This is a genomic window from Pseudotabrizicola alkalilacus, from assembly GCF_003443995.1.
GTDB lineage: Bacteria > Pseudomonadota > Alphaproteobacteria > Rhodobacterales > Rhodobacteraceae > Pseudotabrizicola > Pseudotabrizicola alkalilacus.
The window spans coordinates 260,114-284,556 of the sequence record NZ_QWEY01000003.1 but is presented as its reverse complement, the minus strand read 5'-3'; the positions used below and the strand labels follow the sequence as shown (position 1 = coordinate 284,556).

Here is a 24,443-nt window from a genome sequence, read left to right as displayed (position 1 = left end):
GTAAGTCAGTTTGCGGGCGCGCTCTCCGGCACCGGGTCAACAGCGGGCACATCTGCGGGGGTCAGCGGGTCAACATTCTGAACCGGAACGCCGGGCGAGCTTTGCTGCGCGGGCTGAGCCGGGGGGGCGACCGTCTCAGGCGTCGTGCCCGTGGTCGTGCCCGTGACAGATCCGTCTGGCGGCACCTGTTCTCCGGTGCGGCCGTCAATCTGGGTTTGCGAGCCCTGAGGCGGATTGCTTTCGGCAACTTCGTAGCCGACCCACCACAGATAGCCAAGACCGACGGCGATCACCACGACGATCATGCCGACCAGCGGGCCACGGTGGCGGCGCTTTTGCTTTTCGATATTGGTTTGTGGGGCGGACATGAGGTCTCCTGCATTTTGAGTCTGAACACAGGGTAAACGCACAAGGTCGTGATGGGGTTCCCGCAAAACGCGGGTCAGTGCGGCTGCCGGTTGCAGATCAACGGGCTTGCCAGCGGATTTCGGCGGCTTCGATGGCCTTGATCCGTTCCTCGGTTTTGGGGTGACTGAGCAGCCAGGCGGGCACGCCCGCACCGGCATTGTCGGTCAGCGCCTGCAATTTGCGGAACAGCGACTTTTGCGGCGCGGTGCCGATGCCGGATTTGACCAGCAGCGCGCTTGCATAGGCATCGGCCTCGAACTCGTCGCGGCGCGACATGCGGGCCATCAGCGCGGTCGAGATCAGGTTGGCGATCCAGATGCCCAGAAACGGGATGAAACGGTTCAGCAAGGCCGACAGCATCACGAACACCGCGTTCTGCCCGGTGAAGTCGATCATCCGGCGGCGGGTGTGACCCAGTGCGACATGGCCCAGCTCATGGGCGATCACAGCGGCCAGCTCTTCGGCGCTGACCTCGCCCCGTGCCTTGCGGTTGAGAAAGCCACGCGTCAGGAAGATGCGGCCGTCGGGCGCGGCGAGGCCGTTGACCGCCTCGATCTCATACACGTTCACCTTGATCGTGGGGATGTCGAGCGCTGCCGCCATGCGGTCGGCCAGCCGGGTGATGGCGGGGTCGGTCAGCGGCTGACTTTCCTGATCCAGCATCTTTGCGGTGCGCCACACCGAAAACCGCCACATCAACAGGGCGTAGCCGATGGCGAGGATGACGGGGAGGAACTTGATCATGCCGTGGAATATGGGGCGGGGGGCGCGAAAGGGAAAGGGCTAGTCACCGCGTTTTGCCAGATGCCAGAGCCACCAGCCCAGACCTGCGGCAATCGCCCCCGCCGCCAGAAAGCCCAGGATGGAACCGGCAAATTCTGTCGCGGCCTCCAGATTGTCGCCAAAGCCGTAGCCCGCCCCGACATAGACGCCGACCCAGACCAGCTCTCCCGCCACGGCGGCGGTGGTGAAGGGCAGCCAGGTCATGCGGCTGGCCCCGGCGATCAGGTTGGCATAGGGCGCGAGCGGGCTGACCAGCCAGCGGCTGAGGAACACCGCGATGGTGCCACGCTTGGCGACCAGATTGCGGGCGCGGTCAAGCAACTGGGCGCGGGCCCCTTTGGCAAAGCGGTCGACAAAGGGCGCGCCGCCCTTGCGCGCGGCCCAATAGGCGCTCTGGTCGCCGATGGCGGCCCCTGACAGCGCGGCGAGGGCCACCTGCCACACCTCCAGATCGTCGGAAGCGGCAAAGCCGCCCGCCGCCAGCATCAGCATCGAGGCCGGCACCGGGATGCCGATACAGGACAAAAAGGTGACCAGCGCCACCAGCCATGGCCCATAGGTCGGCACGGCAGAGAGCATCCAGTCGGTCACGGTGCGGCGGTCCCTTCGCTGGCGCGCTCCGCGATCAGCCGGTCGATGGCAGCCTCAACCTCGGCGATCAGTTGGGGCAGGGGGATACCACGGTCTTCGGCCAGTTGCTCCAACGTCTGCGGCTGGCCGCGGACCGGGCCGGGCAGGCCTGCGGCCTCATACAGATCCCGCGGGGGCAGCCGCCAGCTTTTGGCGACATAGCGCAGGGTCATCCAGCCCTGCACCTCTTGCTCCTGCCGTGCCGGGTCGGACCAGTAGACCACCTGTGCCACAAAACGGCCCGCAAAGAACAGCGTCAGCGCAAGCGCGAGGGCAAAGCCAATGGTGAGGATGGGGTGGCGGCGGAGCAGGGTCATCGGATCAGCCTTATGCCACGGGTCAGGCCTTCAACCGTCATCGGCACCATGCGGTTGGCAAAGATGTCAGCGATCAGGCGGGTCGAGTGGGTGTAGTGCCAATGTGGTTCCGGCACCGGGTTGATCCAAAGGTGATGCGGCCATTGGGCGCAGGCGCGTTCCAGCCAGACATGGCCTGCCTCCGGGTTCCAGTGCTCATTCGCGCCGCCGGGGTGGAGGATTTCGTAAGGAGACATCGCGGCGTCGCCGACAAACAGGCAGCGGTATTCGGGGCCGTAGCTGCGCAGGATGTCCCATGTCGGAGTCTGCGCATCCCAGCGGCGGGCGTTGTCGCGCCAGACGCCCTCATACAGGCAGTTGTGAAAGTAGAACGGCACAAGGTGGCGGAACTCGGACCGGGCGGCAGAGAACAGCTCCTCCATCACCCGCACATAGGGGTCCATGCTGCCGCCGATGTCGAAAAAGAGCAGCACCTTGACGGCGTTGCGGCGTTCGGGGCGGGTCTGCACATCCAGCCAGCCGGTGCGGGCGGTGGACTGGATGGTGCCGTCGAGGTCGAATTCCTGCGCCGCCCCATCACGGGCCCAGCGGCGCAGGGCGCGCAGGGCGATCTTTATGTTGCGGGTGCCAAGTTCGGTCTGGTCGTCGAGGTTGCGGAATTCACGTTTGTCCCAGACCTTGACCGCCCGCTGGTGGCGCGACTGGTCCTGCCCGATGCGCACGCCTTCGGGGTTGTAACCATACGCGCCGAACGGGCTGGTGCCAGCGGTGCCGATCCATTTGTTGCCGCCCTGATGCCGGCCCTGTTGCTCCGCCAGCCGCGCCTTCAGCGTCTCCATCAGCGCATCAAAGCCGCCAAGCGCCTGAATTTCGGCGCGTTCTTCGGCGGTCAGGTGTTTTTCGGCCAGTTTTTCCAGCCAGTCGCGCGGCAGGTCGATGGCGTCGAGCACCTGTTCGGGGGTGATCTGTTCCAGCCCCCGGAAGCTCTCGGCAAAGGCACGGTCAAAGCGGTCGATGTGGCGCTCATCCTTTACCATCGCCGTGCGGGCGAGGTAGTAGAACGCATCGACATCATAGGTCGCAAGCCCAGCGGCCATGCCTTCGAGAAACGCCAGATACTCGCGCAGACTGACCGGCACGCCGGTCTTTCGAAGGCATTCGAAGAACGGCAGGAACATCGGTCAGGCTTTCCTGCGCGCGACCATCAGGTCAGCGCGCGTTCGATGAAGATGGTCACGAACAGGCCCAGCAGCATCAGGGCGATGGCGTAGCCGGCGGCGTATTGGGCCATGTCGAGCCGGTTGCCGCCGCGTTTTTTGGCGGTATAGGCCCCGAATGCGGCCCCAAAGACCAAACCTGCCAGAACGATCATCAGCTTCCCCTTGTCTGTCACGCCGGGCGCGCACGCCCGGTGGGGAAGCTGTTCGCTCTATCCCCGCCCGCCGCGCCGGGCCAGTGTCGAGATATCCGACAACCGGGCCCGCACCTGCGCATCCGAACCGAAGGCATAGCGCGCCCAGCCCTGACTGTCGAGACGCACCGGCCGCGCCTCGGCACTGCGGCCGGTCGCCTCCAGCGCTTCGGCGCGCATGGCGAGCAGGGAGGCGAGCAGGGACGCATTCTGATGGCTGCGGGCGACCGGAATGGCACGGTCGGTCAGCATCAGCACCTGATCGAACTGGCCTGCCGACAGCGCAAAGGCCCCCAGCTGCATATCAACATGCGCGGCCTGAATCTGCGCGCCGGGAATAGAGCGCCAGATCCGCGCGGCCTGGGTATAGGCCTCGATCGCGGCGGGGGCGTTGTTGCCGGTGAGGGCACGGCCCCGGGCGAACAGGCTGAAGGCCATGCGGTTGCCGGTCCAGCCCTGCGCCTTGGCAATGCTGATCATCCGCTCTGCCGCATCGGTCCGGTTGCCGCCGCGTGCGCCGAAAGACGCCTCGGTTGCGGAAATCCACGACCGCGGGCTGAGCTGTTTGGCACTGCCGCCGATGCCCTGACCGCGCGGGTTGAGACGGGCGAGGATGGCGGGCAGGCGGGCCGCCACCTCGGCCTCGTTCATGCCGGAGCGCAGCTCGGGCGCATAGGTGGCGCGCAGCATCAGCATGTCAAAGCCGGTGAGCACTGAATGAAAGTTGTCATCGTTGAAAACGGAATCCGGCAGGCGGAACAGGTCGTTGAGCGGACCCATGGCCTGTGCCAGCTCTTCGTGCAGGCAGTCGCGCACCTCTTGCGGCGAGGCATCGGCAGGGGCCATGATCGCGATACGCTCACGCCGGTTCAGCTTGGCCCAGTCCACGGCGGCGGTGTTGCGCTTTTTGGTATAATCGGCAAGGCCGGTGACATTGGGCACCACAAAACAGGCGGCCGAAGGCACGGCGCGGCGCAGCGCGGATTTGGGCTGGAAGTCGACGGTGATCGCGGCGGGGCCAGAGGTCTGGCTGATGTCCAGCCCGGCCTCGGTGCGGAACCGGGTGATCAGTCGGGCCAGTTCAGATCGCGCGGCGGGGGGAACCGCACCGGTAAGGGCAACGGTGATCGGCCCCTCGAACCGGGTCATCACCGGCAGGGCGCGACCGCTTTCCATGCGGAAATGCAGATCGAGGAAATCATTGGCCATTTCGGCATTGCCGCGCATCACGCCGATGGCGGGGCCAGAGGCAAAGGCGTGCATGGCATGCGCGCCCGGACGGGACACCGGATCGTCAAAGACGCTTTTTGACACATCGGCAGCCTGGGGTGCAACGCAGGCGGTCAGGCCGGTGCTGAGAACCAGGGCGGTGAGAAGTTTGAACAGGCGCATGAGAGTGGCAGCTCTTTTGCACGAGGCGGCGCGACCCGCGCCCCCGGTTTCATTCTGTGGCCGTTGTCCGGGCAGAACCGGACAGCAGGGCCACGCGGCTGGTGACGGGAATCCCCCGATTCCCGCCCTCCGTCTGGTGCGGCGCTTGCGCGCGCAGCCAGCGGTGGGATGGCATGGGTCCGCTGTGCGGCAATGGCCGCAGGCAAAGCCCCGTCGATCCGGTTCAAAGGCGCGCAACCGGACAGAGCCGCATCGCGCAGGGCGATGGCGGGATCAGTCAGGAAGCTGGTGCAAGTGACCACAGGGCGCGCCTTTTCTCGGATCGGACAAATTCCAGTGAACTGGTTTTGAATGTCCGCATCGGGGCGGCTCTGTGTCAATGATGTGAATCTTCAGTCAGTCGGGCGAGTCTATCCATGGCGGCGGGATGCGGGGAAAACACCGCATCTACCCGCACGACCACACATATTATTTCTAAATATTTCAAAAATGGCAGCTTCGTGAAGTCATTGTGGCAGAACTGTGGCTAAACCACGGCAAACATGCCCGATTCGCGCTATGCGGGCACCAATCGCGTTACCGATTCCCGCGCGCCATAAAGGCGAGGCGTTCGAACAACTGCACATCCTGTTCGGTCTTCAGCAGCGCCCCATGCAGGCGTGGCAGCGCCGATTTGGCGTCGCGCCGCAAGTCTTCGGGTGCCAGATCTTCGGCGAGCAGCAGCTTGAGCCAGTCGAGTACCTCGGAGGTCGAGGGCTTTTTCTTCAGCCCCGGCGTCTCGCGGATTTCATAGAACTGGGTGAGCGCGGTGGTAAGCAGAGCCTCTTTAATCCCCGGAAAGTGCAGCGACACGATGGCGCGCAGGGTCTCGGGGTCGGGGAAGCGGATGTAGTGAAAAAAACAGCGGCGCAGAAACGCGTCGGGCAGTTCCTTTTCGTTGTTCGAGGTGATGATGACCACCGGGCGGTGCAGGGCGCGTACCGTCTCGGCGGTCTCGTAGACGTGAAACTCCATCCGGTCGAGTTCCTGCAACAGATCGTTCGGAAATTCGATATCGGCCTTGTCCACCTCGTCGATCAGCAGGACCACGCGTTGCGGCGCGGTAAAGGCCTGCCACAGCTTGCCCCGGCGGATGTAGTTTGACACATCATGCACCCGCGCCTCGCCCAGCTGGCTGTCGCGCAACCGGCTGACGGCATCATATTCATACAGACCCTGCTGCGCCTTTGTCGTTGATTTCACGTGCCATTCGATCAGATCCATCCCCAGCGACGCCGCGACCTGCCGCGCCAGTTCGGTCTTGCCGGTGCCCGGCTCGCCCTTGACCAAGAGCGGGCGCTGCAGCGTGACAGCGGCGTTGACGGCGACGGTGAGGTCTTTGGTGGCCACATAACTCTGGGTTGAAACAAACGTCATTCTGGTTGTGGCCTTTGTTGGTTCTGTCGCGGGCACGCTATCCAGCCACACAAAAACGCGCAACAGCTAGTGACATTCGGATTGAAACGGGCTAGGTGCAGCGCCAACAGGAGTGCGCCATGACAGAAGCCAACCTGTCGGTGCCATCCGACACATTGGAGAGTGCTGCAATGAAGCCAGAAGCCTTCCTCCCGGACGATTACCGCCCCGCCGAGAGTGAGCCTTTCATGAATGACCGGCAGCTGGAATATTTCCGCCGCAAACTGGTCAACTGGAAGCAGGAGCTGATGGATCAGAGCGCGGAAACCCTTGGCAATCTGACCGAAAGCGGGCGCAATGTGCCGGATCTGGCAGACCGCGCGTCTGAGGAAACCGACCGTGCGCTGGAACTGCGCACCCGCGACCGTCAGCGCAAGCTGATTTCCAAGATCGAAGCCGCGCTGCGCCGGATCGACAATGGCGAATTCGGCTATTGCGAGATGACCGGCGAGCCGATCAGCCTGAAACGGCTGGACGCGCGGCCGATTGCGACGATGACGCTGGAAGCGCAGGAAAAACACGAGCGCCGGGAAAAGGTGCATCGCGAAGAATAGGCCCGTCGGGGTTTTTGCCCGGCCCTTTGCGGGCGGGCCGAAAGAATGACGCCGGGCCGATGGTCCGGCGTTTTGCATTTGCGGTGAGGAAGTCAGATGAGCCTGATCGGGCAAAGCGTTACGGTGCTGGGCGCAGGCGTGGCGGGGCTGGCGGTGGCGCGCGCCCTGGCCTTGCGCGGGGCGCAGGTCACGGTGCTGGAACAGGCCGATGCGGTGCGCGAGGTGGGGGCCGGCTTGCAGATCAGCCCGAACGGGGCGGCGGTCTTGCGTGCGCTGGGGCTGGGCGAGGCGCTGGAGGCGGCCTCGACCCGTGCGGTAGCGGTAGAGCTGCGCGACGGGCCGTCGGGCGATCTGGTGACGCGGCTGGATGTGGCGGGGGCAGCGGGGAAACAGGTGGGGGGCGGCTACCATTTCGCACACCGCGCCGACCTGATCGCGCTGCTGCTGGCCGGCGCGCGCGAGGCCGGGGTGGAGTTGCGGCTGTTGCAAAAGATCGAGACGGTCGATCTGTCGGGCGCGTGGCCCGGTTGGCGCAATGCGCAAGGTGGCATGGGGGAGGCATCGCTGCTGATCGGGGCAGACGGCTTGCACTCCAAAGTGCGGGTGGCGCTGACCGGCAAGGTCGCGCCGTTTTTCACCCATCAGGTGGCCTGGCGCGCGCTGATCCCCGAGGTTCCGGGTGTGGAGAATGTGGCCGAGGTGCATATGGCTCCGGGGCGGCATCTGGTCAGCTATCCGCTGCGCGGCGGCACGATGCGCAATATCGTAGCGGTCGAAGAACGGCGCAGTTGGGTCGAGGAAGGCTGGAGCCTGCGCGACGACACCATGGATATGAAGCTGGCCTTTGCCGGGTTTTCGCCGCGCGTGCGGGGCTGGCTGGAGCAGGTCGACGATGTCTGGCTCTGGGGCCTGTTCCGGCATCCGGTGGCAAAACACTGGTTTGCGGTGCAGGATCAGGGGGCTGCGGTGATTTTGGGCGATGCGGCCCATCCGACGCTGCCGTTTCTGGCGCAAGGTGCGTGCATGGCGCTGGAGGATGCCTGGGTTCTGACGGAGTCGCTGGCAACGCATGACGGGCTGGCGGCGGGGCTGGCCGCCTATCAGGCGGCGCGCGCGCCGCGTTGCGGGCGGATCGTGGCGGCGGCCAACACCAATGCGCGGGTCTATCACCTGTCGGGGCTTGCGCGCGGGGTGGCGCATCTGGGGCTGCGGCTGGGGTCAGTGGTGGCACCGGGGGCGGCGCTGAAGCGGTTTGACTGGCTATACAAACATGACGTGACCGCTGGCTGACGCCATTGCGCAGCTTTCGGGTCGTGTTCTTTGGGGCATCGGGATTTGGTGGCGCTGACCCTTGAGGAGCACATCATGTCAGAGATCACTTTTCACGCCCTGCCAACCGAGTTGGTACAGCACCTGCGTGGGGGTGGCGCGGATGCCTATGGGATGCCGCCCGAACGGGCGGTCTCCACCGGCAGCGGCACGCCCTGCCGGCATTGTCTGGACGATGTGCCAGAAGGGGCGGGGATGCTCATTCTGGCGCATCGCCCGTTTCCAGCGCTGCAGCCCTATGCCGAAACCGGGCCGGTGTTCCTGTGCGCCGACGCCTGTGCGCGCTGGTCCGGAGACGGGGTGCCGCCGATCCTGACCTGCAGTGTGGATTATCTGCTGAAAGGCTACACGGCAGATTTCCGCATTTGCTATGGCACCGGCAAGGTGGTGGCGCAGGCCGAGGTCGCGGCCTATGCCGCAGCCTTGCTCGCGCGGCCGGAGATCGCCTTTGTGGATGTGCGCTCGGCCCGCAACAATTGTTTTTTGTGCCGGATCGGACGGGGGAGGCAGGAGGGCTGAGGCCTTTTGACCTGTCGGTGCGCCCCCCCACCCCAGCCCTCCCCCACGAGGGGGGAGGGAGGCGCCTGATGCAGGCGGTGGTCTTGGACGGCGCAGGGCGCGGCAGGCCCCACGCGACCCCCTCCCCCTTGTGGGGAGGGATGGGGTGGGGGGCTGTGCCGACCCTGGCCCGCTCAGTCGTCGGTCATCGGCACGTCGGGGAGGTGGCGGGCCGCCTCTTTGCGGGCAAAGGTCTTCAACCCCAGACCGGGGCCGTCCATGAATTCGGCGGTGCGGGCGGGGTCGTGTTTGGACAGCGCCCCCAGCCAGTCGGCAATCGCCTTCTGGATGAACCAGTTGCGGTCGGGCACCAGATGCTCGGCCCAGATCAGGCCGGTTTCGCGGATGTCGTAATCGAGATCCTTGAGGTTGTTCATCTTGGCCCAGGGCAGCAGCATCATCAGCGCGGCGCGCCGGACCCAGTGGTTGGGGCTTTCCACCCAGTCTTCCAGATCGGCGATGCGGTCGCGGTCGGCCATCAGCCGCTTTTGCCCGGCAATGGTGACCAGATCGGCCAGCGCCCAGACATCCAGCTGGGGCACCCAGTCGCAGATCAGTGCCCATGCCGCGTCATCGGGGCGCAGCCGGGCCTGCGTCAGCAGCTTGGCTGCCGCGACGCGGGCGTCATGCACCTGTGTGTTCCACAGCCCGTCGGCCAGCGAGACCCGGCCCTCGACCGACAGATCGGCGCGCCATTGTGCCACGTGTTCGTCAATCTGCGCAGTGCTTAGCCCCAGATAGCGCCGCTCGGCCTCTGGCGGGGCCTTGTGATACTCGGCGGCCTCGGCGGCTTTGGCCGGATCGGACAAAGCCTCCAGCGTTTCAAGGGCTTGATAGGGGGTCATTCAACAGTCACCGATTTGGCCAGATTGCGCGGCTGGTCCACATCGGTCCCCTTCGCAATGGCGGTGTGATAGGCCAGCAGTTGCGCTGGAACGGCATAGAGGATCGGGGCAAAGATCGCATCGACAGCGGGCATGGTCAGCGTGGCCCAGGTGCCGCTGCCCGCCTCGGCCAGACCGGCGGCGTCCGAGATCAAGAGCACCTTGCCATGGCGCGCCATCACCTCTTGCATGTTTGACACGGTCTTGTCGAACAAGGCATCGCGCGGGGCCAGCACGATCACTGGCACCTGGGCGTCAATCAGCGCGATGGGGCCGTGTTTCAGCTCGCCCGAGGCATAGCCTTCGGCGTGGATATAGCTGATTTCCTTGAGCTTCAGCGCCCCTTCGAGCGCCATCGGATACATCGGGCCGCGCCCCAGGAACAAGATGTCCTGTGCCCGGGCCAGCTCTTCGGCCAGTTTGGCAATCTCGGCCGACTGGCCCAGCGCGTGGTTCATCAGCCCCGGCAGCGCGTGCAGCGCCGCAAGATGCCCGGCCAGCGCGTCCGCATCCAGCCGCCCGCGGTCCACCCCCGCCTTGAGCGCCATCAGCGCCAGCACCATCAATTGCGAGGTGAAGGCCTTGGTCGAGGCGACCCCCACCTCGACCCCCGCCAGAATGGGCAGGGTCAGGTCGGATTCGCGCGCGATGGAGGAGGTGGGCACATTGACCACCGACACCACGCGGGCCACCTTTTCTTTGGCATAGCGCAGCGCGGCGAGGGTGTCGGCGGTTTCGCCCGACTGGCTGACGAACACCGCCCATTGGGTGGGCGACAGCGGCGGCTCGCGGTAGCGGAACTCTGACGCGATGTCGATGTCGCAGGGCAGGCCAGCCAAGGCCTCGAACCAGTATTTCGCGACGTGGCAGGCATAAGACGCGGTGCCGCAGGCGACCAGAACGATGCGGTCCACCCCGGTGAAATCCACGCCTTCGGGCAGGTGCAGGGCGGGGTTCACCCCGCCATCCGCGCTGCCTTGGGTATAATGTTGCAGCCCCGCCGCCAGCACCACCGGCTGTTCGGCGATCTCTTTGGCCATGAAATGCTTGTAGCCGGCCTTTTCGATCCGGGTCGCGTCGATCTGGATCCGGGTCTCGGCGCGGTTGGCGCGGCGGTCGTGGTCGTCAAAGATCTCGGCCCCCGCGCGGGTGATCACCGCCCAATCTCCCTCTTCGAGATAGGTGATGCGGTCGGTCATCGGGGCGAGGGCGATGGCGTCGGAGCCGACAAACATCTCGCCCGTGCCATGGCCAATGGCGAGGGGGCTGCCCTTGCGCGCGGCGATCAGCAGATCCTCCTGGCCATCGAACAGAAAGCACAGCGCAAAGGCCCCATGCAGGCGTTTCAGGGTCTGGCGCGCGGCCTCGACCGGGCCTGCGCCGGCGTCCATCGCCTGCCGGACCAGAAGCGCCACGGTTTCGGTGTCGGTCTGGCTTTCCTGCGCGTAGCCCGCCGCAGCCAGCTGTTCACGCAGGTCGCGGAAATTTTCGATGATGCCGTTATGCACGACCGCCACCGGACCGGCCTTGTGCGGATGCGCATTGCTCACCGTGGCCGCGCCATGGGTGGCCCAGCGGGTGTGGCCGATCCCGGCCTTGCCCGCTAGCGGCTCATGCACCAGCAGGTCCGACAGGTTCACCAGCTTGCCCACCGCGCGCCGGCGGTCCAGCTGCCCGTTGTTCACCGTGGCAATGCCCGCCGAGTCATAGCCGCGATATTCCAGCCGTTTCAGGGCTTCGACCAACAGGGGGGCAGCTTCGTGATTGCCCAGAACGCCAACAATTCCACACATAAAATTATCCTTTGGCCTTTGCGGCCTTTATGGCGCGCAGGCGCGCGAAAAGCCGGGTGGCAAGGCCGGGTTTGTTGACCTGACGTGCGCGCGCCACCGCCATTGCCTCGGCGGGCACGTCTTCGGTGATCACCGATCCGGAGGCGGTCATCGCATTGTCGCCCACCGTGACCGGGGCCACCAGCATGGTGTCAGAGCCGATAAAGGCATTCCGGCCCACTTTGGTGCGGTGCTTCATCACGCCATCATAATTGCAGGTGACGGTGCCCGCGCCGATGTTGGTATGCTCGCCGATGTCGGCATCGCCGATATAGGTCAGGTGCCCGACCTTGACGCCCTCATCCAGAATGGCGTTCTTGATCTCGACGAAATTGCCGACATGCACATCCTCGGCCAGTTCGGCCCCGGGGCGCAGGCGGGCAAAGGGGCCGACAGTGGCGCCGCGGCTGATGTGACAGCCCTCCAGATGACAAAAGCCGACGATTTCGGCGCCGGATTCGATGGTGACGCCGGGGCCAAAGATCACGTTCGGGCCGATGATGGCATCGCGGCCCACCACGGTATCGAGCGCGAAGAACACGGTTTCCGGCGCGGTCAGGGTGACGCCGTTTTCCAGCGCCTCAGTACGGGCGCGGGCCTGAAACGCGGCCTCGGCCTGCGCCAGTTGCGCGCGGGTGTTGACGCCCAGCGTTTCGGACTCGGGGCAGATCACCACGCCTGCCGACAGCCCGCGTTTGCGCGCCAGTTCCGGCAGGTCGGTCAGGTAGTATTCGCCCGCCGCGTTGTCCTTGCCCACCTCGGCCACAAGGCTGAACATCAGCTTGGCATCGGCGCAGATCACGCCGGAATTGCACAGGGTTATGCTGCGTTCTTCATCGGTTGCATCCTTGTATTCCACGATGCGCAGCAGCGAGTCGCCTTCGGTCACCAACCGCCCGTAGCGGCCCGGATCGGCGGCGTGAAAACCCAGCACCACAACCGCATGACGGGCGCGGGCGGTCTGCATCGCCTCCAGCGTCTCGGGGCTGACAAAAGGGGTGTCGCCGTAAAGCACGATCACATCGCCGGAGGCATCGGACAGAAGGGGCGCGGCCTGCGCCACCGCATGGGCGGTGCCGTTCTGTTCGGCCTGAACCACCGTCAGCGCGTCTTCGTCATACTCCAGCGTGGCGCGTGTGACGGCATCGGCGCCGTGGCCGGTGACGACGACCACCCGCTCTGGCCCAAGACTGCGGCCCGCCTGCATGGCATGGTGGAGCAAAGGGCTGCCCGCCACCTTGTGCAGCACCTTGGGCAGATCGGAGTTCATCCGCGTGCCCTGACCCGCCGCCAGAATGACCAAAGATACCGGCATGCTGCCCCTTTCCTTCTTGGTGCCCCCGTTTTACCCATGGGGCACTTGGCCGCAAGGGCCGTGTTCCTCACGCAAGGTTACAATTGATGCGCACCGTGGTTTTCGATCTGGACGGCACCATTGCAGACACCAGCGCCGATTTATTGGCCGCGGCGAATGTGTGCTTTCGGGGGCTTGGCCATGGTGACCTGCTGGGGCCCGAGGATGCGCTGACCGCCTTCCACGGCGGACGGGCGATGCTGCGGCTGGGATTTTCGCGGCTGGGGGCGGTGGATGACGCAATGATCGATGCGCAATATCCGGTGCTGCTGGACGCTTACGGTCAGGCGATTGCCGTTCACACCCGGCTGTATCCGGGGGTGGTCGAGGCGGTGGAAACCCTGCGCCGTGACGGATTTGCGGTCTCGATCTGCACCAACAAGCCCGAAGGGCTGGCCGAAGAGCTGTGCCTGCGCCTTGGCATCCGGGGCTTGTTCGGCGCGCTGATCGGGGCCGATACCCTGCCCACCCGCAAGCCCGATGCCGCGCCCTATGTGGCGGCGGTGCGGCAAGCCGGGGGCAACGTGGCGCGGTCCATGCTGATCGGTGACACCGAGACTGACCGGATGACCGGGCGGGCCGCAGGGGTGCCGGTGGCGCTGGTCACCTTTGGCCCCGAAGGGCGCGGGGTGGAACGGCTGCAACCCGAGGCGTTGCTGGATCATTTCGACGATCTGCCAGAGCTTGCGGCGCGGTTTCTGGTCTGATCGTCACGGCAAAAAGGTGCTGCGGCACCAGCGCGCGGTGTCGGTGTATTCCTTGGCCAGTTGTGATGGTGTCCGGCTGGTCATGATCCGCTCAAACCGCTGCACCATAGCGCGCCTGCGCTGATCCTCCGTGCCCGGCACCTGATCCAGGATCACAAGCGCTGCGCGTTGCGCAGTATCACGGCTGTTGCGCGAGATTTCGCCCAGATCATACAGCTCGGTCGAGACGATGAACAGCATGGCCGCGCAGTGCAATGCCTGTGCGGCGCGGCCCTCGATCAGCAGATCCGCACGGGCCGGGGTGGCAAGGGTCAGCGCCAGCAGGGCGGCGGCACAGATCTGGCGCATGGGGGATTCCTTTTTACTGAAACGCACCGTGCCATAGTGCTTTGCCCGCGCCAAGCCATTGACGACATGGGTGTTGCGCCGCATGTTTACCGGCATGGAGCATTTCAGCGGCAGTTTTACCCAACAAGAGCCGATCCCCGAAGCCGGGGTCGAGGCTGCGATCGAGGTTTTACGCAACGGGCGTCTGCACCGCTATAACACGGCAGGCGATGAAATCGCGCAAACGGCTTTGCTGGAAGAAGAATTCGCGGCCTTTACCGGCGCGCGCTATTGCCTAGCGGTGGCCTCGGGCGGCTATGCGATGGCCACGGCGCTGCGGGCGTTGCTGGTCTGCCCCGATGCGCCGGTGCTGACCAATGCCTTTACGCTGGCCCCGGTGCCGGGGGCGATTGCCAGCATCGGCGCGCGTCCGGTGTTCATCGAGACGACGCCGGATCTGACCATAGATTTCACCCATCTGGAAAACATGGCGCGGGAAACCGGTGCGCGGGTTCTGATGCTGTCGCATATGCGTGGGCATCTGTGCGATATGGACCGGCTGATGGCGCTGTGCGACAGTCTTGGTGTGCGCGTGGTCGAGGATTGCGCCCACACCATGGGGGCCGCGTGGAACGGGGTGCCCTCGGGCCGGCACGGGGTGATCGGCTGCTATTCGACGCAGACCTACAAACACATGAACTCGGGTGAGGGTGGGTTGCTGGTGACCGATGATGCCGGGCTTGCGGCACGGTCGGTGCTGCTGTCGGGCAGCTACATGCTGTATTCGCGCCACCGCGCCGCCCCGCCGCCCGAGGTGTTCGAGGCGATGCGGCTGGATGTGCCGAACATTTCCGGCCGGATGGACAATCTGCGCGCGGCGATCCTGCGGCCACAGATTGCGATGCTGGATGATCGCCGCATGCGCTGGAACGCGCTTTATGCGGTGATGGAGGCGGGGCTTGATCAGACCAACGGTCTGCGCCTGATCCCGCGCCCGGCAGCGGAAAGTTACGTGGCGTCAAGCTTTCAGTTCACTTTGCCGGGGTGGAAGCCTGCGCGGGTGACCGCGCTGCTCGCGCGTTGTGCGGCACGCGGGGTGGAGCTGAAATGGTTTGGCGCGCCCGATCCTGTGGGCTTTACCAGCCGGTATGAGCACTGGCGCTATGCCGCGTCGCCACGGCTGCCCCAGACCGATGCAGTGCTGGCCGGGCTGATCGACATGCGCCTGCCGCTGACCTTCAGCACCGAAGATGTGGCGCTGATTGCCCGCATCATCCGTGCCGAAGTGCTGGCGGTGGGGCAGGGTGAGGTGGCACCGGTCACGGCCCTGCGGATGGGCGATTGACGGGTGAACTGCACGGCTGGTCCGCGCATGTCACAGGAGGATCGCGCGATTCGAGTGCCGCAGCGCAGCAACCTTGATCGGGCATCTGTCACGGCGCGGCTATTCTTTTGCAGATGCGACGAAATTCACCCAAGTTAGTCATGAGTTTTCGCTGCCCCGTCCGTTGACCCCGCTGGGGGAGCAGAGTAAACGAGTCCGCAAGAGTGCAAGCGGATCGCCAGCATCCGCAGCTCGCAGTCGCCAGCCGAAGGAGCATCTCGTGGACGCACTTCTCCGAGAGTATTTTCCCATCATCGTTCTGCTTGCCCTTGCCATTGGTCTGGGGCTTGTTCTGCTTCTGGCTGCGGCGGTGCTTGCCGTGCGCAATCCCGACCCGGAAAAGGTGTCGGCCTATGAATGCGGATTCAACGCATTTGATGATGCACGGATGAAATTTGACGTGCGGTTTTACCTCGTGTCAATCTTGTTCATCATCTTTGATCTTGAGGTCGCGTTCCTGTTTCCCTGGGCAGTCGCCTTTGGGGAAATCAGCATGACCGCGTTCTGGTCGATGATGGTGTTCCTCGGCGTGCTGACGGTGGGCTTTGCCTATGAATGGAAGAAGGGGGCCTTGGAATGGGAGTGATGGCAGGAGCCAACACGGCGGGCGGCGACATGGAGGTTGCCACCCAGGCCCTGAACCGTGATCTGCAGGACAAGGGGTTCCTGCTGACCTCGACCGAGGATATCATCAACTGGGCCCGGACCGGGTCGCTGCACTGGATGACCTTTGGTCTGGCCTGCTGCGCGGTCGAGATGATGCACACCTCGATGCCGCGCTACGATGTGGAACGCTTTGGCGTGGCCCCGCGCGCCAGCCCGCGCCAGTCGGATGTGATGATCGTGGCGGGCACGCTGACCAACAAGATGGCCCCGGCGCTGCGCAAGGTCTATGACCAGATGCCGGAGCCGCGCTATGTGATCAGCATGGGTTCCTGCGCCAATGGCGGCGGCTATTATCACTACAGCTATTCGGTGGTGCGCGGCTGTGACCGGATCGTGCCGGTCGACATTTACGTGCCGGGCTGCCCCCCCACCGCCGAGGCGCTGCTGTACGGCATCCTGCAGTTGCAGCGGAAAATCCGCCGCACCGGCACCCTGACCCGCTGAGGAGGAAACCATGTCCGAAGCCCAAGTCTCGGAAGCCCTGCAAGAACTGGCCGCCCATATCGAGCTGAAGCGGCCCAATGATGTGCTGGCGTCGCATATCGCCTTTGGCGAGCTGACGCTGGAGGTTGTGGCCAGCCATATCGCCGATTTCAGCGATTTTCTGCGGGTCGACGGGGCCTGCCGGTTTTCGTCGCTGGTGGATATCACCGCCGTCGATCACCCGACCCGCGAGCGGCGCTTTGACGTGGTGTATCACTTCCTGTCGATGTACCAGAACCACCGCATCCGCGTGAAAATCGCGGTCGGCGAAGAGGATATGGTGCCGTCGCTGGTCGATGTGCACCCCAGCGCCAACTGGTTCGAACGCGAAGTGTTCGACATGTTCGGGATCCTGTTTTCCAACCACCCCGATCTGCGCCGCATTTTGACCGACTATGGCTTTCGCGGCCATCCGCTGCGCAAGGATTTCCCGACGACGGGCTATACCGAAGTGCGCTACGACGAGGCGCAAAAGCGCGTGGTCTATGAGCCAGTGAAGCTGGTGCAGGAATACCGGCAATTTGATTTCATGTCGCCATGGGAAGGCGCGCAATACGTGCTGCCCGGGGATGACAAGGCGGGGGCAAAGTGATGAACAGCGACCAAAAGGGAGCAGTCTGATGGCCCGCGACCACAAGGGAGCCTATTGATGGACGGCGATATCCGCAGAAACACCTATGACGACGGCTCGACCGATTTCGAGACCGGCGAGCAGCGCATCCGCAACTTCAACATCAACTTCGGCCCGCAACACCCTGCGGCGCACGGGGTTTTGCGGCTGGTGCTGGAGCTGGACGGCGAGATTGTCGAACGCTGCGATCCGCATATCGGCCTGCTGCACCGTGGCACCGAAAAGCTGATGGAATCGCGGACTTACCTGCAGAACCTGCCATATTTCGACCGGCTCGACTATGTGGCCCCGATGAACCAGGAACATGCCTGGTGTCTGGCGATCGAGCGGCTGACCGGTACGATCGTGCCGCGCCGCGCGTCGCTGATCCGGGTGCTGTATTCGGAAATCGGCCGGGTGCTGAACCATCTGCTGAACGTGACGACGCAGGCCATGGACGTGGGCGCCCTGACGCCGCCGCTCTGGGGTTTTGAGGAACGCGAAAAGCTGATGGTGTTCTATGAGCGGGCCTGCGGCGCGCGCCTGCACGCCGCCTATTTCCGCCCCGGTGGGGTGCATGTCGACCTGACCGACGCATTGATCGAAGATATCGACCAATGGGCGGTGGAATTCCCGCGTGCGCTGGACGATATCGACACGCTGTTGACCGAGAACCGCATCTTCAAACAGCGCAATGCCGATATCGGGATTGTCACCGAGGATGATATCCTGAAATGGGGCTATTCCGGTGTGATGGTCCGGGGCTCGGGTCTGGCATGGGATTTGCGGCGTTCGCAACCCTATGAATGCTATGACGAATTCGACTTCCAGATCCCGATCGGCAAGAACGGCGACTGCTACGACCGCTACCTGTGCCGCATGCAGGAAATGCGCGAGTCGACATCGATCATCCGTCAGGCCTGCGCCAAGCTGCGGGTGGAAAAGGGCGATGTGCTGGCCCGGGGCAAGATCACGCCGCCCAAACGCGGCGAGATGAAAACCTCGATGGAGGCGCTGATCCATCACTTCAAACTCTACACCGAAGGCTTCCACGTGCCCGCCGGTGAGGTCTACGCCGCGGTTGAAGCGCCGAAAGGCGAGTTCGGCGTCTATCTGATGGCCGATGGCACCAACAAACCCTACCGCGCCAAGATCCGCGCGCCGGGGTTCCTGCACCTGCAATCCATGGATTATATCTGCAAGGGGCATCAGCTGGCTGACGTCTCTGCCATCATCGGCACGATGGATGTCGTGTTCGGGGAGATCGACCGCTAATGCTCCGCCGTCTTCACAAAGAACAGCCCGCCTCGTTCGAATTCACCCCGGCCAATCTGGCCTGGGCGCAAGGGCAGATTTCCAAATACCCCGAGGGGCGTCAGGCCAGCGCCATCATTCCGCTGTTGTGGCGCGCGCAGGAGCAGCATGGCTGGCTGACCCGTCCGGCGATTGAATATGTGGCCTCTATGCTGGGCATGGCCTATATCCGCGCGCTGGAAGTGGCGACGTTCTACTTCATGTTCCAGCTGCAACCTGTTGGTTCTGTTGCCAATATCCAGATCTGCGGCACCACGTCCTGCATGATCTGCGGGGCCGAGGATCTGATCGCGGTCTGTCAGGAGCTGATCGCCAAACAGCCGCATACCCTGTCGGCGGATGGCAAGTTTTCCTGGGAAGAGGTCGAGTGCATGGGCGCGTGTTCCAACGCGCCGATGGCTCAGATCGGCAAAGACTACTACGAGGATCTGACGCCCGAAAAGCTGCGCGACCTGATCGCGCGGTTCTCTGCGGGTGAGGTGCCGGTGCCGGGGCCCCAGAACGGGCGCTATGCGTCGGAGCCGGTGACGGGTCTGACCACGCTCAAAGAGTACGAGGCCGGTCGCAAGCCGTATAACGCAAGCGCGCAACTTGCTGTAGACATTGGCGAAACCGTCAAGCGGATCGACGGGACCGAAGTGCCGCTGACCACGCCATGGATAGCCAGACCAGAGGCCCCGCATGGCTCTGACGCCGCCGATGACGTTCCCAGCGAACCAACGCCCGGCGCGGGCATCCCGGCGGATGCCACCGGCGTGACCGTGCAGGAGGCTCCGGCAAAATCCACCGGCCGCCCGATCTCCAAGGGGGAGCCGGCAAGCACGCCGTCGGAGGTTGCAGCTGCGCCCGGAACCGTCACAACCAAAGACACCGAAGACGGCATTGCCCTGCCGCCCGAGCCGGGTCTTGCCCCGCCTTTGACCGCTGGCACCAAACCGCAGGGGATTGCCGCCGCGCGCGGTGGGGTGGCGGATGATCTGAAAGAGATCGAAGGCATCGGCCCGGCGCTGGAAAAGCTGTGCCATGAGCTTGGGATCTTCCACTTCGACCAGATCGCAGGCTGGTCTGAGGCTGACATTGCCTGGATGGACCATAACCTGAAAGGCTTCCGTGGCCGTGTGACCCGTGACAAATGGGTGGCGCAGGCCAAGATCATCGTGACCGAAGGGCTGGAGGCATTTCGCATCCGGGCCAGAACCAACGACTACTGAGGGGCTTGAATGACCCGGCCAGACCCAAAGCAGGCGCGCAAACTGGCCAATCAGGCCCGGCTTGTCGCTATTGTTCTGGCCGGGACCATGCTGCTGTGGATGGGCGCGCAATATCTGGGCGGACAGATGGGGTGGGATCCCCGCTATGTCTTTCTGTTCGATTTTGCCGCAATTGCCGCGTTCTTCTGGGCGCTGGTTGTGACGTATCAGATCTGGCGCAATCGTCAGGGTTGAAGGAAGGGGCAAGCAATGCTCAAGGATCAGGACCGCATCTTTACCAACCTCTACGGGATGCATGACCGCAGCCTGGCCGGGGCAATGAAGCGTGGTCATTGGGATGGCACCGCCGAGATCATCGCGCGCGGTCGCGACAAGATCATCGAGCAGATGAAGGCGAGCGGTTTGCGCGGGCGCGGCGGGGCAGGGTTCCCCACGGGTCTGAAATGGTCGTTCATGCCCAAGCAGTCCGACGGGCGCCCCGCCTATCTGGTGATCAACGCCGATGAGTCGGAGCCGGGCACCTGCAAAGACCGCGAAATCATGCGCCATGATCCGCACACGCTGATCGAAGGCGCGCTGATCGCGTCTTTTGCGATGAACGCCAACGCCTGCTACATCTACATTCGTGGCGAATACATCCGCGAGAAAGAGGCGCTGCAGGCGGCGATTGACGAATGCTATGATGCCGGGATGCTGGGCCGCAATGCTGCGAAATCCGGCTGGGATTTCGATCTGTACCTGCACCACGGCGCCGGGGCCTATATCTGCGGCGAGGAAACCGCGCTGCTGGAAAGCCTTGAAGGCAAAAAGGGCATGCCCCGGATGAAACCGCCGTTCCCGGCGGGTGCGGGCCTTTATGGTTGCCCGACCACGGTGAACAACGTCGAGTCGATTGCGGTGGTGCCGACCATCCTGCGGCGCGGGCCGGAGTGGTTTGCGAGCTTTGGTCGCCCGAACAACGCGGGCACCAAGCTGTTCGGCATCTCGGGCCATGTGAATGCGCCTTGCGTTGTTGAGGAGTCGATGTCGATCCCGCTGAAAGAGCTGTTGGAGCGGCATTGCGGTGGCGTGCGTGGCGGCTGGAAGAACCTGAAAGCGGTAATCCCCGGCGGGTCGTCAGTGCCGCTGCTGAACGCGGCGCAATGTGATGATGCGATCATGGATTTCGACTGGCTGCGCGAGCAGCGCTCGGGCCTCGGCACGGCGGCAGTGATCGTGATGGATCAGTCGACGGATGTGATCAAGGCGATCTGGCGGCTGTCGAAGTTCTACAAGCACGAGAGCTGCGGCCAGTGCACGCCCTGCCGCGAAGGCACCGGCTGGATGATGCGGGTGATGGACCGTCTGGTGCGCGGCGAGGCCGAGGTGGAGGAGATCGACATGCTGATTTCCGTGACCAAACAGGTTGAGGGCCATACGATCTGTGCGCTCGGCGATGCGGCGGCTTGGCCGATTCAAGGTCTGGTGCGGGCGTTCCGCGACGAGATCGAAGACCGGATCAAGGCCAAGAAAACCGGGCGCATCAGCGCCGTCGCGGCGGAGTGATGCGGGTGGCGGCAGCCCTTTCCCTGACGCTGGCGCTTGGCGCCTGCGTGCAACCGGCCCCGCAAGGGGCGGGTCAGGGTACGGCTGCGCGCGAACCGGTGCGGGTGACCAATGCGGGGCAACCCTTCCGCATGTATGAAGGTGCCGCCGCGCGCCGGGTGGCGGATGCCACCTGTGCGTCACAGGGCCGCCGGTTGCGGCCCAGCATCTATGACCGGTTCGAGGCGGGCACTTGGGTCTATGTGGAGGGCTGCGCATGAGGTGTTATGCGATAGCGCCTCAAACCCGCGTGACCGGCCTCGGCTGTCATGGCCTATCAGCGGTCGTTGCCCCACGGTCCTTGGCATGGAATGCCAAGGAGGCCCTGATGAAACTGTTCCCCCTGACACTTGCCGCCCTGATGTTCGCCGTGCCCGCCTTTGCGCTGGGGCCGATCAATCAGGAAAAGACCATCAACGACACCCTGCGCAGCGGCTTCATTGCCGACCAGATTGCCGACACCTGCCCGACGCTCCAGCCGCGCAAGCTGCGCGCGCTCAATGAGCTGCTGAAACTGCGGGACTATGCCCTGCGACTGGGCTATAGCGCGGCTGAGGTGCGGGCCTTTGTCGAGAACCCGGCGGAAAAAGCGCGGGGCAAGGCCGAGGCGGCGGCCTGGCTGGCCAGCAAGGGCGCGGTTCCCGGCAAGGTGGCGGCCTATTGCGCCGCCGGTGAGGCCGAGATCGCGCGGGGCAGCATTGTCGGATATCTGCTGAGGTCGACCCGATGACCCCGGCACAAACATTCATCCGGGCGGTGTATCGTCCGGCACAGAACACGGCGCGGGGGTGGGGGATCCACCCTCATGCCTTGAGGACTGCGGAGTAAGCAGATGACGAACCTGAAAAAGATCAGCATTGACGGCATCGAGGTCGAGGTGGATGGCGCGATGACCATCATCCAGGCGGCTGAGGTGGCAGGCGTGGAAATCCCGCGCTTTTGCTATCATGAGCGTCTGACGATTGCGGGCAACTGCCGCATGTGTCTGGTCGAGGTCGTCGGCGGCCCGCCGAAACCGGCGGCCAGCTGTGCCATGCAGGTGCGCGATCTGCGCCCCGGCCCGAATGGCGAAGCGCCGCTGGTGAAGACCAACAGCCCGATGGTCAAGAAGGCCCGCGAAGGCGTGATGGAATTCCTGCTGATCAACCACCCGCTGGATTGCCCGATCTGCGATCAGGGCGGCGAGTGCGATCTGCAGGATCAGGCCATGGCCTACGGCGTCGATTTCAGCCGCTACCGCGAGCCGAAACGGGCAAGCGAGGATCTGAACCTCGGCCCGCTGGTCGCCACCACCATGACCCGCTGCATTTCCTGCACCCGCTGCGTGCGTTTTACCTCGGAAGTCGCCGGGATCACCCAGATGGGCCAGACCGGGCGCGGCGAAGATGCCGAGATCACCAGCTATCTGAACGAGACGCTGAACAGCAACCTGCAGGGCAATATCATCGACCTGTGCCCGGTCGGCGCGCTGACCTCCAAACCCTATGCGTTTACCGCGCGCCCCTGGGAGCTGACCAAGACTGAATCCATCGACGTCATGGATGCGCTTGGCAGCAACATCCGCATCGACACCAAGGGGCGTGAGGTGATGCGCATCATCCCGCGCAACCACGACGGGGTGAATGAAGAGTGGATTTCCGACAAGACCCGCTTCATCTGGGACGGTTTGCGCCGTCAGCGGCTGGACACGCCCTATATTCGTGAAAACGGCCGGCTGCGCAAAGCCGGTTGGGGTGAGGCTTTGGCCGCCGCTGCTGCCGCGATGAAGGGCCGCAAGGTCACCGCCATTGTCGGCGATCTGGCCCCGGTGGAGGCTGTGTTCAGCCTGAAACAGCTGGTCGAAGGTCTGGGTGGCAAGATCGAATGCCGCACCGATGGCGCGAAACTGCCTGCCGGTAACCGCTCGGCCTATGTTGGCACGGCAGCGATTGAAGATATCGACACCGCAAAAACCATCATCCTGATCGGCACCAACCCGCGCGACGAGGCGCCGGTGCTGAACGCGCGCATCCGCAAGGCGTGGAGCGCAGGCGCTAATGTGACGCTGATCGGTACGGCGGTGGATCTGACCTATGACTACGCCCATGCGGGCGATGACCGCGCGGCGCTGGTCAAGGCGACTGCGGATGCCAAGGAAACCGCAGGGGCCGTGGTGATCGTGGGGCAGGGTGCCCTGAACGAGGCCGATGGCGAGGCGGTTCTGTCGCAAGCCATGAAGCTGGTCGAGGTGATGGGCGCGAAGCTGCTGGTGCTGCACAGCGCCGCCGCCCGTGTCGGCGCGATGGATGTCGGCGCTGTCACCGATGGCGGCATGAGTGCGGCGATGGATGGCGCGCAGGTGGTCTACAATCTGGGCGCGGATGAGGTCGAAATCGCCGCCGGTCCGTTCGTGATCTATCAGGGCAGCCATGGCGACCGGGGCGCGCATCGTGCCGACCTGATCCTGCCGGGTGCTGCCTATACCGAAGAAGGCGGGTTGTTCGTCAACACCGAAGGCCGCCCGCAACTGGCGCTGCGTGCCGGTTTTGCGCCGGGTGAGGCCAAGGAAAACTGGGCGATCCTGCGGGCGCTGTCGGCTGAATTGGGTGCCACCCTGCCGTGGGATTCGCTCGCCGCCTTGCGCCGGGCGCTGGTTGCGGCGCATCCGCATCTGGGGCAGGTCGATCAGGTGGCCGACAATGGCTGGACCCGCATTCCGCTGCGCGACCCGGCCCGGGCCAGCTTCCGCCTGCCGGTGCAGGATTTCTACCTGACCAATCCGATTGCCCGCGCCTCGCAGGTGATGGCGGAAATGTCCGCCCTTGCCAAAACCCGCAGCGCCACCCCCTTGGCGGCGGAGTAACCGATGCCGCACGCGCCCATCCTTGCCAGCCTGACAGCCGCGTTCGTGGCCCTGTCGGCTTGTGCCGGGACCGGGCCCGTGGCACAGGGCGATTTCGCCCCGTCCTATGAGGGCATCCAGACCGTGCTGTTGCAGGACGATATGGTAAGCTTCCGCGTGGCGCTGCAGGGCGCGCGCGGCAATGACGATGTCGAGGCTTATGGCCGCTGTGCCGCGGCACAATACGCGCTGATCCGGGGCTTTGGCTTTGCCCGCCATGTGCGGACGACGGTGGCGCAGACAGGAAACACATGGCGGGGGGACGCGGTCTATCTGATCTCGGCCGCGCTGCCACCCGGGCTGAAAACGATCGACGCCGAAGTGACGGTGCGCGATTGTGGCGCGCTCGGGATACCGACGATTTGAAGA

General features: G+C 64.5%; 28 protein-coding genes. 16 read left to right on the top strand and 12 right to left on the bottom strand.

The window, feature by feature from the left end; translation table 11 throughout:
• Positions 1 to 5: 5 nt before the first annotated feature.
• The 8 genes from D1012_RS22800 to D1012_RS08115 form a co-directional block, all read right to left on the bottom strand.
• A complete protein-coding gene (locus D1012_RS22800) occupies positions 6 to 368 on the bottom strand; it encodes a RodZ family helix-turn-helix domain-containing protein (protein WP_199489457.1) in 363 nt (120 codons plus the stop codon).
• Between the two features lie 97 nt (positions 369 to 465).
• Complete coding sequence (locus tag D1012_RS08145; protein WP_118150930.1) at positions 466 to 1,152, bottom strand: M48 family metallopeptidase; 687 nt, start codon at positions 1,150 to 1,152, stop codon at positions 466 to 468.
• Between the two features lie 39 nt (positions 1,153 to 1,191).
• Positions 1,192 to 1,782, bottom strand: coding sequence for a DedA family protein (locus tag D1012_RS08140; RefSeq protein ID WP_118150927.1), 591 nt, complete (start codon positions 1,780 to 1,782; stop codon positions 1,192 to 1,194).
• Positions 1,779 to 2,138, bottom strand: coding sequence for a hypothetical protein (locus tag D1012_RS08135; protein ID WP_118150925.1), 360 nt, complete (start codon positions 2,136 to 2,138; stop codon positions 1,779 to 1,781). Before D1012_RS08135 ends, D1012_RS08140 begins: the two co-directional genes overlap by 4 nt.
• A complete protein-coding gene (locus D1012_RS08130; protein WP_118150923.1) occupies positions 2,135 to 3,316 on the bottom strand; it encodes a vWA domain-containing protein in 1,182 nt (393 codons plus the stop codon). Before D1012_RS08130 ends, D1012_RS08135 begins: the two co-directional genes overlap by 4 nt.
• A gap of 26 nt (positions 3,317 to 3,342) precedes the next feature.
• Positions 3,343 to 3,510 (bottom strand): hypothetical protein, encoded by a 168-nt coding sequence (locus D1012_RS22795; RefSeq protein ID WP_199489456.1) that lies wholly within the window; start codon positions 3,508 to 3,510, stop codon positions 3,343 to 3,345.
• 57 nt (positions 3,511 to 3,567) lie between these two features.
• The gene (locus D1012_RS08120; protein ID WP_118150919.1) at positions 3,568 to 4,941 is read right to left on the bottom strand and encodes a DUF2927 domain-containing protein; all 1,374 of its coding nucleotides are present in this window, start codon (positions 4,939 to 4,941) and stop codon (positions 3,568 to 3,570) included.
• A 576-nt stretch (positions 4,942 to 5,517) separates the two neighbouring features.
• Positions 5,518 to 6,357 (bottom strand): AAA family ATPase, encoded by an 840-nt coding sequence (locus D1012_RS08115; RefSeq protein ID WP_118150917.1) that lies wholly within the window; start codon positions 6,355 to 6,357, stop codon positions 5,518 to 5,520.
• 170 nt (positions 6,358 to 6,527) lie between these two features.
• Here D1012_RS08115 and dksA point away from each other — a divergent pair, with 170 nt between their 5' ends.
• The 3 genes from dksA to D1012_RS08100 all read left to right on the top strand — a co-directional run bounded on the left by dksA (position 6,528) and on the right by D1012_RS08100 (position 8,798).
• Positions 6,528 to 6,950: an RNA polymerase-binding protein DksA gene (gene dksA, locus D1012_RS08110; protein WP_118150915.1), complete on the top strand. Its 423-nt coding sequence runs from the start codon at positions 6,528 to 6,530 to the stop codon at positions 6,948 to 6,950.
• A gap of 96 nt (positions 6,951 to 7,046) precedes the next feature.
• Positions 7,047 to 8,240: an FAD-dependent monooxygenase gene (locus tag D1012_RS08105; protein WP_118150913.1), complete on the top strand. Its 1,194-nt coding sequence runs from the start codon at positions 7,047 to 7,049 to the stop codon at positions 8,238 to 8,240.
• Between the two features lie 75 nt (positions 8,241 to 8,315).
• On the top strand, positions 8,316 to 8,798 hold the full coding sequence (locus tag D1012_RS08100; protein WP_118151181.1) for a DUF1203 domain-containing protein: 483 nt from the start codon (positions 8,316 to 8,318) through the stop codon (positions 8,796 to 8,798).
• Between the two features lie 173 nt (positions 8,799 to 8,971).
• Here the strand turns inward: D1012_RS08100 and D1012_RS08095 are convergent, their stop codons facing one another.
• Genes D1012_RS08095 through glmU form a run of 3 tightly spaced genes read right to left on the bottom strand, consistent with a single transcriptional unit; the run spans position 8,972 to position 12,868 of the window.
• Positions 8,972 to 9,682, bottom strand: coding sequence for a DNA alkylation repair protein (locus D1012_RS08095; protein WP_118150911.1), 711 nt, complete (start codon positions 9,680 to 9,682; stop codon positions 8,972 to 8,974).
• The gene (gene glmS, locus D1012_RS08090) at positions 9,679 to 11,514 is read right to left on the bottom strand and encodes a glutamine--fructose-6-phosphate transaminase (isomerizing) (RefSeq protein ID WP_118150909.1); all 1,836 of its coding nucleotides are present in this window, start codon (positions 11,512 to 11,514) and stop codon (positions 9,679 to 9,681) included. Before glmS ends, D1012_RS08095 begins: the two co-directional genes overlap by 4 nt.
• Positions 11,515 to 11,518: 4 nt before the next feature.
• Positions 11,519 to 12,868: a bifunctional UDP-N-acetylglucosamine diphosphorylase/glucosamine-1-phosphate N-acetyltransferase GlmU gene (glmU, locus tag D1012_RS08085; protein WP_118150906.1), complete on the bottom strand. Its 1,350-nt coding sequence runs from the start codon at positions 12,866 to 12,868 to the stop codon at positions 11,519 to 11,521.
• An 86-nt stretch (positions 12,869 to 12,954) separates the two neighbouring features.
• On the opposite strand from glmU, the gene D1012_RS08080 reads away from it, so the two are divergent.
• A complete protein-coding gene (locus tag D1012_RS08080) occupies positions 12,955 to 13,614 on the top strand; it encodes an HAD family hydrolase (RefSeq protein WP_118150904.1) in 660 nt (219 codons plus the stop codon).
• Between the two features lie 3 nt (positions 13,615 to 13,617).
• Here D1012_RS08080 and D1012_RS08075 read toward each other — a convergent pair whose 3' ends face one another.
• Complete coding sequence (locus tag D1012_RS08075) at positions 13,618 to 13,962, bottom strand: hypothetical protein (protein ID WP_158569268.1); 345 nt, start codon at positions 13,960 to 13,962, stop codon at positions 13,618 to 13,620.
• A 94-nt stretch (positions 13,963 to 14,056) separates the two neighbouring features.
• Here D1012_RS08075 and D1012_RS08070 point away from each other — a divergent pair, with 94 nt between their 5' ends.
• The 12 genes from D1012_RS08070 (at position 14,057) to D1012_RS08015 (ending at position 24,440) form a co-directional block, all read left to right on the top strand.
• The gene (locus tag D1012_RS08070; RefSeq protein WP_118150900.1) at positions 14,057 to 15,286 is read left to right on the top strand and encodes a DegT/DnrJ/EryC1/StrS family aminotransferase; all 1,230 of its coding nucleotides are present in this window, start codon (positions 14,057 to 14,059) and stop codon (positions 15,284 to 15,286) included.
• Positions 15,287 to 15,545: 259 nt separating this feature from the next.
• On the top strand, positions 15,546 to 15,911 hold the full coding sequence (locus tag D1012_RS08065; protein ID WP_118150898.1) for an NADH-quinone oxidoreductase subunit A: 366 nt from the start codon (positions 15,546 to 15,548) through the stop codon (positions 15,909 to 15,911).
• Positions 15,911 to 16,435, top strand: coding sequence for a NuoB/complex I 20 kDa subunit family protein (locus D1012_RS08060; RefSeq protein ID WP_167852766.1), 525 nt, complete (start codon positions 15,911 to 15,913; stop codon positions 16,433 to 16,435). Before D1012_RS08065 ends, D1012_RS08060 begins: the two co-directional genes overlap by 1 nt.
• A 10-nt stretch (positions 16,436 to 16,445) precedes the next feature.
• Positions 16,446 to 17,066, top strand: a complete 621-nt coding sequence (locus D1012_RS08055; protein WP_118150893.1) for an NADH-quinone oxidoreductase subunit C — start codon at positions 16,446 to 16,448, stop codon at positions 17,064 to 17,066.
• Positions 17,067 to 17,123: 57 nt separating this feature from the next.
• A complete protein-coding gene (locus D1012_RS08050) occupies positions 17,124 to 18,359 on the top strand; it encodes an NADH-quinone oxidoreductase subunit D (protein ID WP_118150891.1) in 1,236 nt (411 codons plus the stop codon).
• The gene (locus tag D1012_RS08045) at positions 18,359 to 19,609 is read left to right on the top strand and encodes an NADH-quinone oxidoreductase subunit E (RefSeq protein ID WP_118150889.1); all 1,251 of its coding nucleotides are present in this window, start codon (positions 18,359 to 18,361) and stop codon (positions 19,607 to 19,609) included. Before D1012_RS08050 ends, D1012_RS08045 begins: the two co-directional genes overlap by 1 nt.
• Before the next feature lie 9 nt (positions 19,610 to 19,618).
• Positions 19,619 to 19,843, top strand: a complete 225-nt coding sequence (locus D1012_RS08040) for a DUF5337 domain-containing protein (RefSeq protein ID WP_118150887.1) — start codon at positions 19,619 to 19,621, stop codon at positions 19,841 to 19,843.
• Between the two features lie 15 nt (positions 19,844 to 19,858).
• Positions 19,859 to 21,154 (top strand): NADH-quinone oxidoreductase subunit NuoF, encoded by a 1,296-nt coding sequence (nuoF, locus tag D1012_RS08035; protein ID WP_118150885.1) that lies wholly within the window; start codon positions 19,859 to 19,861, stop codon positions 21,152 to 21,154.
• A gap of 5 nt (positions 21,155 to 21,159) precedes the next feature.
• Positions 21,160 to 21,414, top strand: a complete 255-nt coding sequence (locus D1012_RS08030) for a hypothetical protein (protein WP_147335639.1) — start codon at positions 21,160 to 21,162, stop codon at positions 21,412 to 21,414.
• A 107-nt stretch (positions 21,415 to 21,521) separates the two neighbouring features.
• Complete coding sequence (locus D1012_RS08025; protein WP_147335638.1) at positions 21,522 to 21,923, top strand: DUF5333 domain-containing protein; 402 nt, start codon at positions 21,522 to 21,524, stop codon at positions 21,921 to 21,923.
• A 102-nt stretch (positions 21,924 to 22,025) separates the two neighbouring features.
• Positions 22,026 to 24,035, top strand: coding sequence for an NADH-quinone oxidoreductase subunit NuoG (gene nuoG, locus D1012_RS08020; RefSeq protein ID WP_118150879.1), 2,010 nt, complete (start codon positions 22,026 to 22,028; stop codon positions 24,033 to 24,035).
• 3 nt (positions 24,036 to 24,038) lie between these two features.
• On the top strand, positions 24,039 to 24,440 hold the full coding sequence (locus D1012_RS08015) for a YNQ4 family lipoprotein (RefSeq protein WP_118150877.1): 402 nt from the start codon (positions 24,039 to 24,041) through the stop codon (positions 24,438 to 24,440).
• Positions 24,441 to 24,443: the final 3 nt, after the last annotated feature.

What these genes read in the sequence shown, in the direction of transcription:
- D1012_RS22800 (WP_199489457.1), bottom strand. Translation starts at nt 368, where the DNA reads ATGTCCGCCCCACAAACCAATATCGAAAAGCAAAAGCGCCGCCACCGT.
- D1012_RS08145 (WP_118150930.1), bottom strand. Translation starts at nt 1,152, where the DNA reads ATGATCAAGTTCCTCCCCGTCATCCTCGCCATCGGCTACGCCCTGTTG.
- D1012_RS08135 (WP_118150925.1), bottom strand. Translation starts at nt 2,138, where the DNA reads ATGACCCTGCTCCGCCGCCACCCCATCCTCACCATTGGCTTTGCCCTC.
- D1012_RS08130 (WP_118150923.1), bottom strand. Translation starts at nt 3,316, where the DNA reads ATGTTCCTGCCGTTCTTCGAATGCCTTCGAAAGACCGGCGTGCCGGTC.
- D1012_RS22795 (WP_199489456.1), bottom strand. Translation starts at nt 3,510, where the DNA reads ATGATCGTTCTGGCAGGTTTGGTCTTTGGGGCCGCATTCGGGGCCTAT.
- D1012_RS08120 (WP_118150919.1), bottom strand. Translation starts at nt 4,941, where the DNA reads ATGCGCCTGTTCAAACTTCTCACCGCCCTGGTTCTCAGCACCGGCCTG.
- D1012_RS08115 (WP_118150917.1), bottom strand. Translation starts at nt 6,357, where the DNA reads ATGACGTTTGTTTCAACCCAGAGTTATGTGGCCACCAAAGACCTCACC.
- dksA (WP_118150915.1), top strand. Translation starts at nt 6,528, where the DNA reads ATGAAGCCAGAAGCCTTCCTCCCGGACGATTACCGCCCCGCCGAGAGT.
- D1012_RS08105 (WP_118150913.1), top strand. Translation starts at nt 7,047, where the DNA reads ATGAGCCTGATCGGGCAAAGCGTTACGGTGCTGGGCGCAGGCGTGGCG.
- D1012_RS08100 (WP_118151181.1), top strand. Translation starts at nt 8,316, where the DNA reads ATGTCAGAGATCACTTTTCACGCCCTGCCAACCGAGTTGGTACAGCAC.
- D1012_RS08095 (WP_118150911.1), bottom strand. Translation starts at nt 9,682, where the DNA reads ATGACCCCCTATCAAGCCCTTGAAACGCTGGAGGCTTTGTCCGATCCG.
- glmS (WP_118150909.1), bottom strand. Translation starts at nt 11,514, where the DNA reads ATGTGTGGAATTGTTGGCGTTCTGGGCAATCACGAAGCTGCCCCCCTG.
- glmU (WP_118150906.1), bottom strand. Translation starts at nt 12,868, where the DNA reads ATGCCGGTATCTTTGGTCATTCTGGCGGCGGGTCAGGGCACGCGGATG.
- D1012_RS08080 (WP_118150904.1), top strand. Translation starts at nt 12,955, where the DNA reads ATGCGCACCGTGGTTTTCGATCTGGACGGCACCATTGCAGACACCAGC.
- D1012_RS08075 (WP_158569268.1), bottom strand. Translation starts at nt 13,962, where the DNA reads ATGCGCCAGATCTGTGCCGCCGCCCTGCTGGCGCTGACCCTTGCCACC.
- D1012_RS08070 (WP_118150900.1), top strand. Translation starts at nt 14,057, where the DNA reads ATGGAGCATTTCAGCGGCAGTTTTACCCAACAAGAGCCGATCCCCGAA.
- D1012_RS08060 (WP_167852766.1), top strand. Translation starts at nt 15,911, where the DNA reads ATGGCAGGAGCCAACACGGCGGGCGGCGACATGGAGGTTGCCACCCAG.
- D1012_RS08055 (WP_118150893.1), top strand. Translation starts at nt 16,446, where the DNA reads ATGTCCGAAGCCCAAGTCTCGGAAGCCCTGCAAGAACTGGCCGCCCAT.
- D1012_RS08050 (WP_118150891.1), top strand. Translation starts at nt 17,124, where the DNA reads ATGGACGGCGATATCCGCAGAAACACCTATGACGACGGCTCGACCGAT.
- D1012_RS08045 (WP_118150889.1), top strand. Translation starts at nt 18,359, where the DNA reads ATGCTCCGCCGTCTTCACAAAGAACAGCCCGCCTCGTTCGAATTCACC.
- D1012_RS08040 (WP_118150887.1), top strand. Translation starts at nt 19,619, where the DNA reads ATGACCCGGCCAGACCCAAAGCAGGCGCGCAAACTGGCCAATCAGGCC.
- nuoF (WP_118150885.1), top strand. Translation starts at nt 19,859, where the DNA reads ATGCTCAAGGATCAGGACCGCATCTTTACCAACCTCTACGGGATGCAT.
- D1012_RS08025 (WP_147335638.1), top strand. Translation starts at nt 21,522, where the DNA reads ATGAAACTGTTCCCCCTGACACTTGCCGCCCTGATGTTCGCCGTGCCC.
- nuoG (WP_118150879.1), top strand. Translation starts at nt 22,026, where the DNA reads ATGACGAACCTGAAAAAGATCAGCATTGACGGCATCGAGGTCGAGGTG.
- D1012_RS08015 (WP_118150877.1), top strand. Translation starts at nt 24,039, where the DNA reads ATGCCGCACGCGCCCATCCTTGCCAGCCTGACAGCCGCGTTCGTGGCC.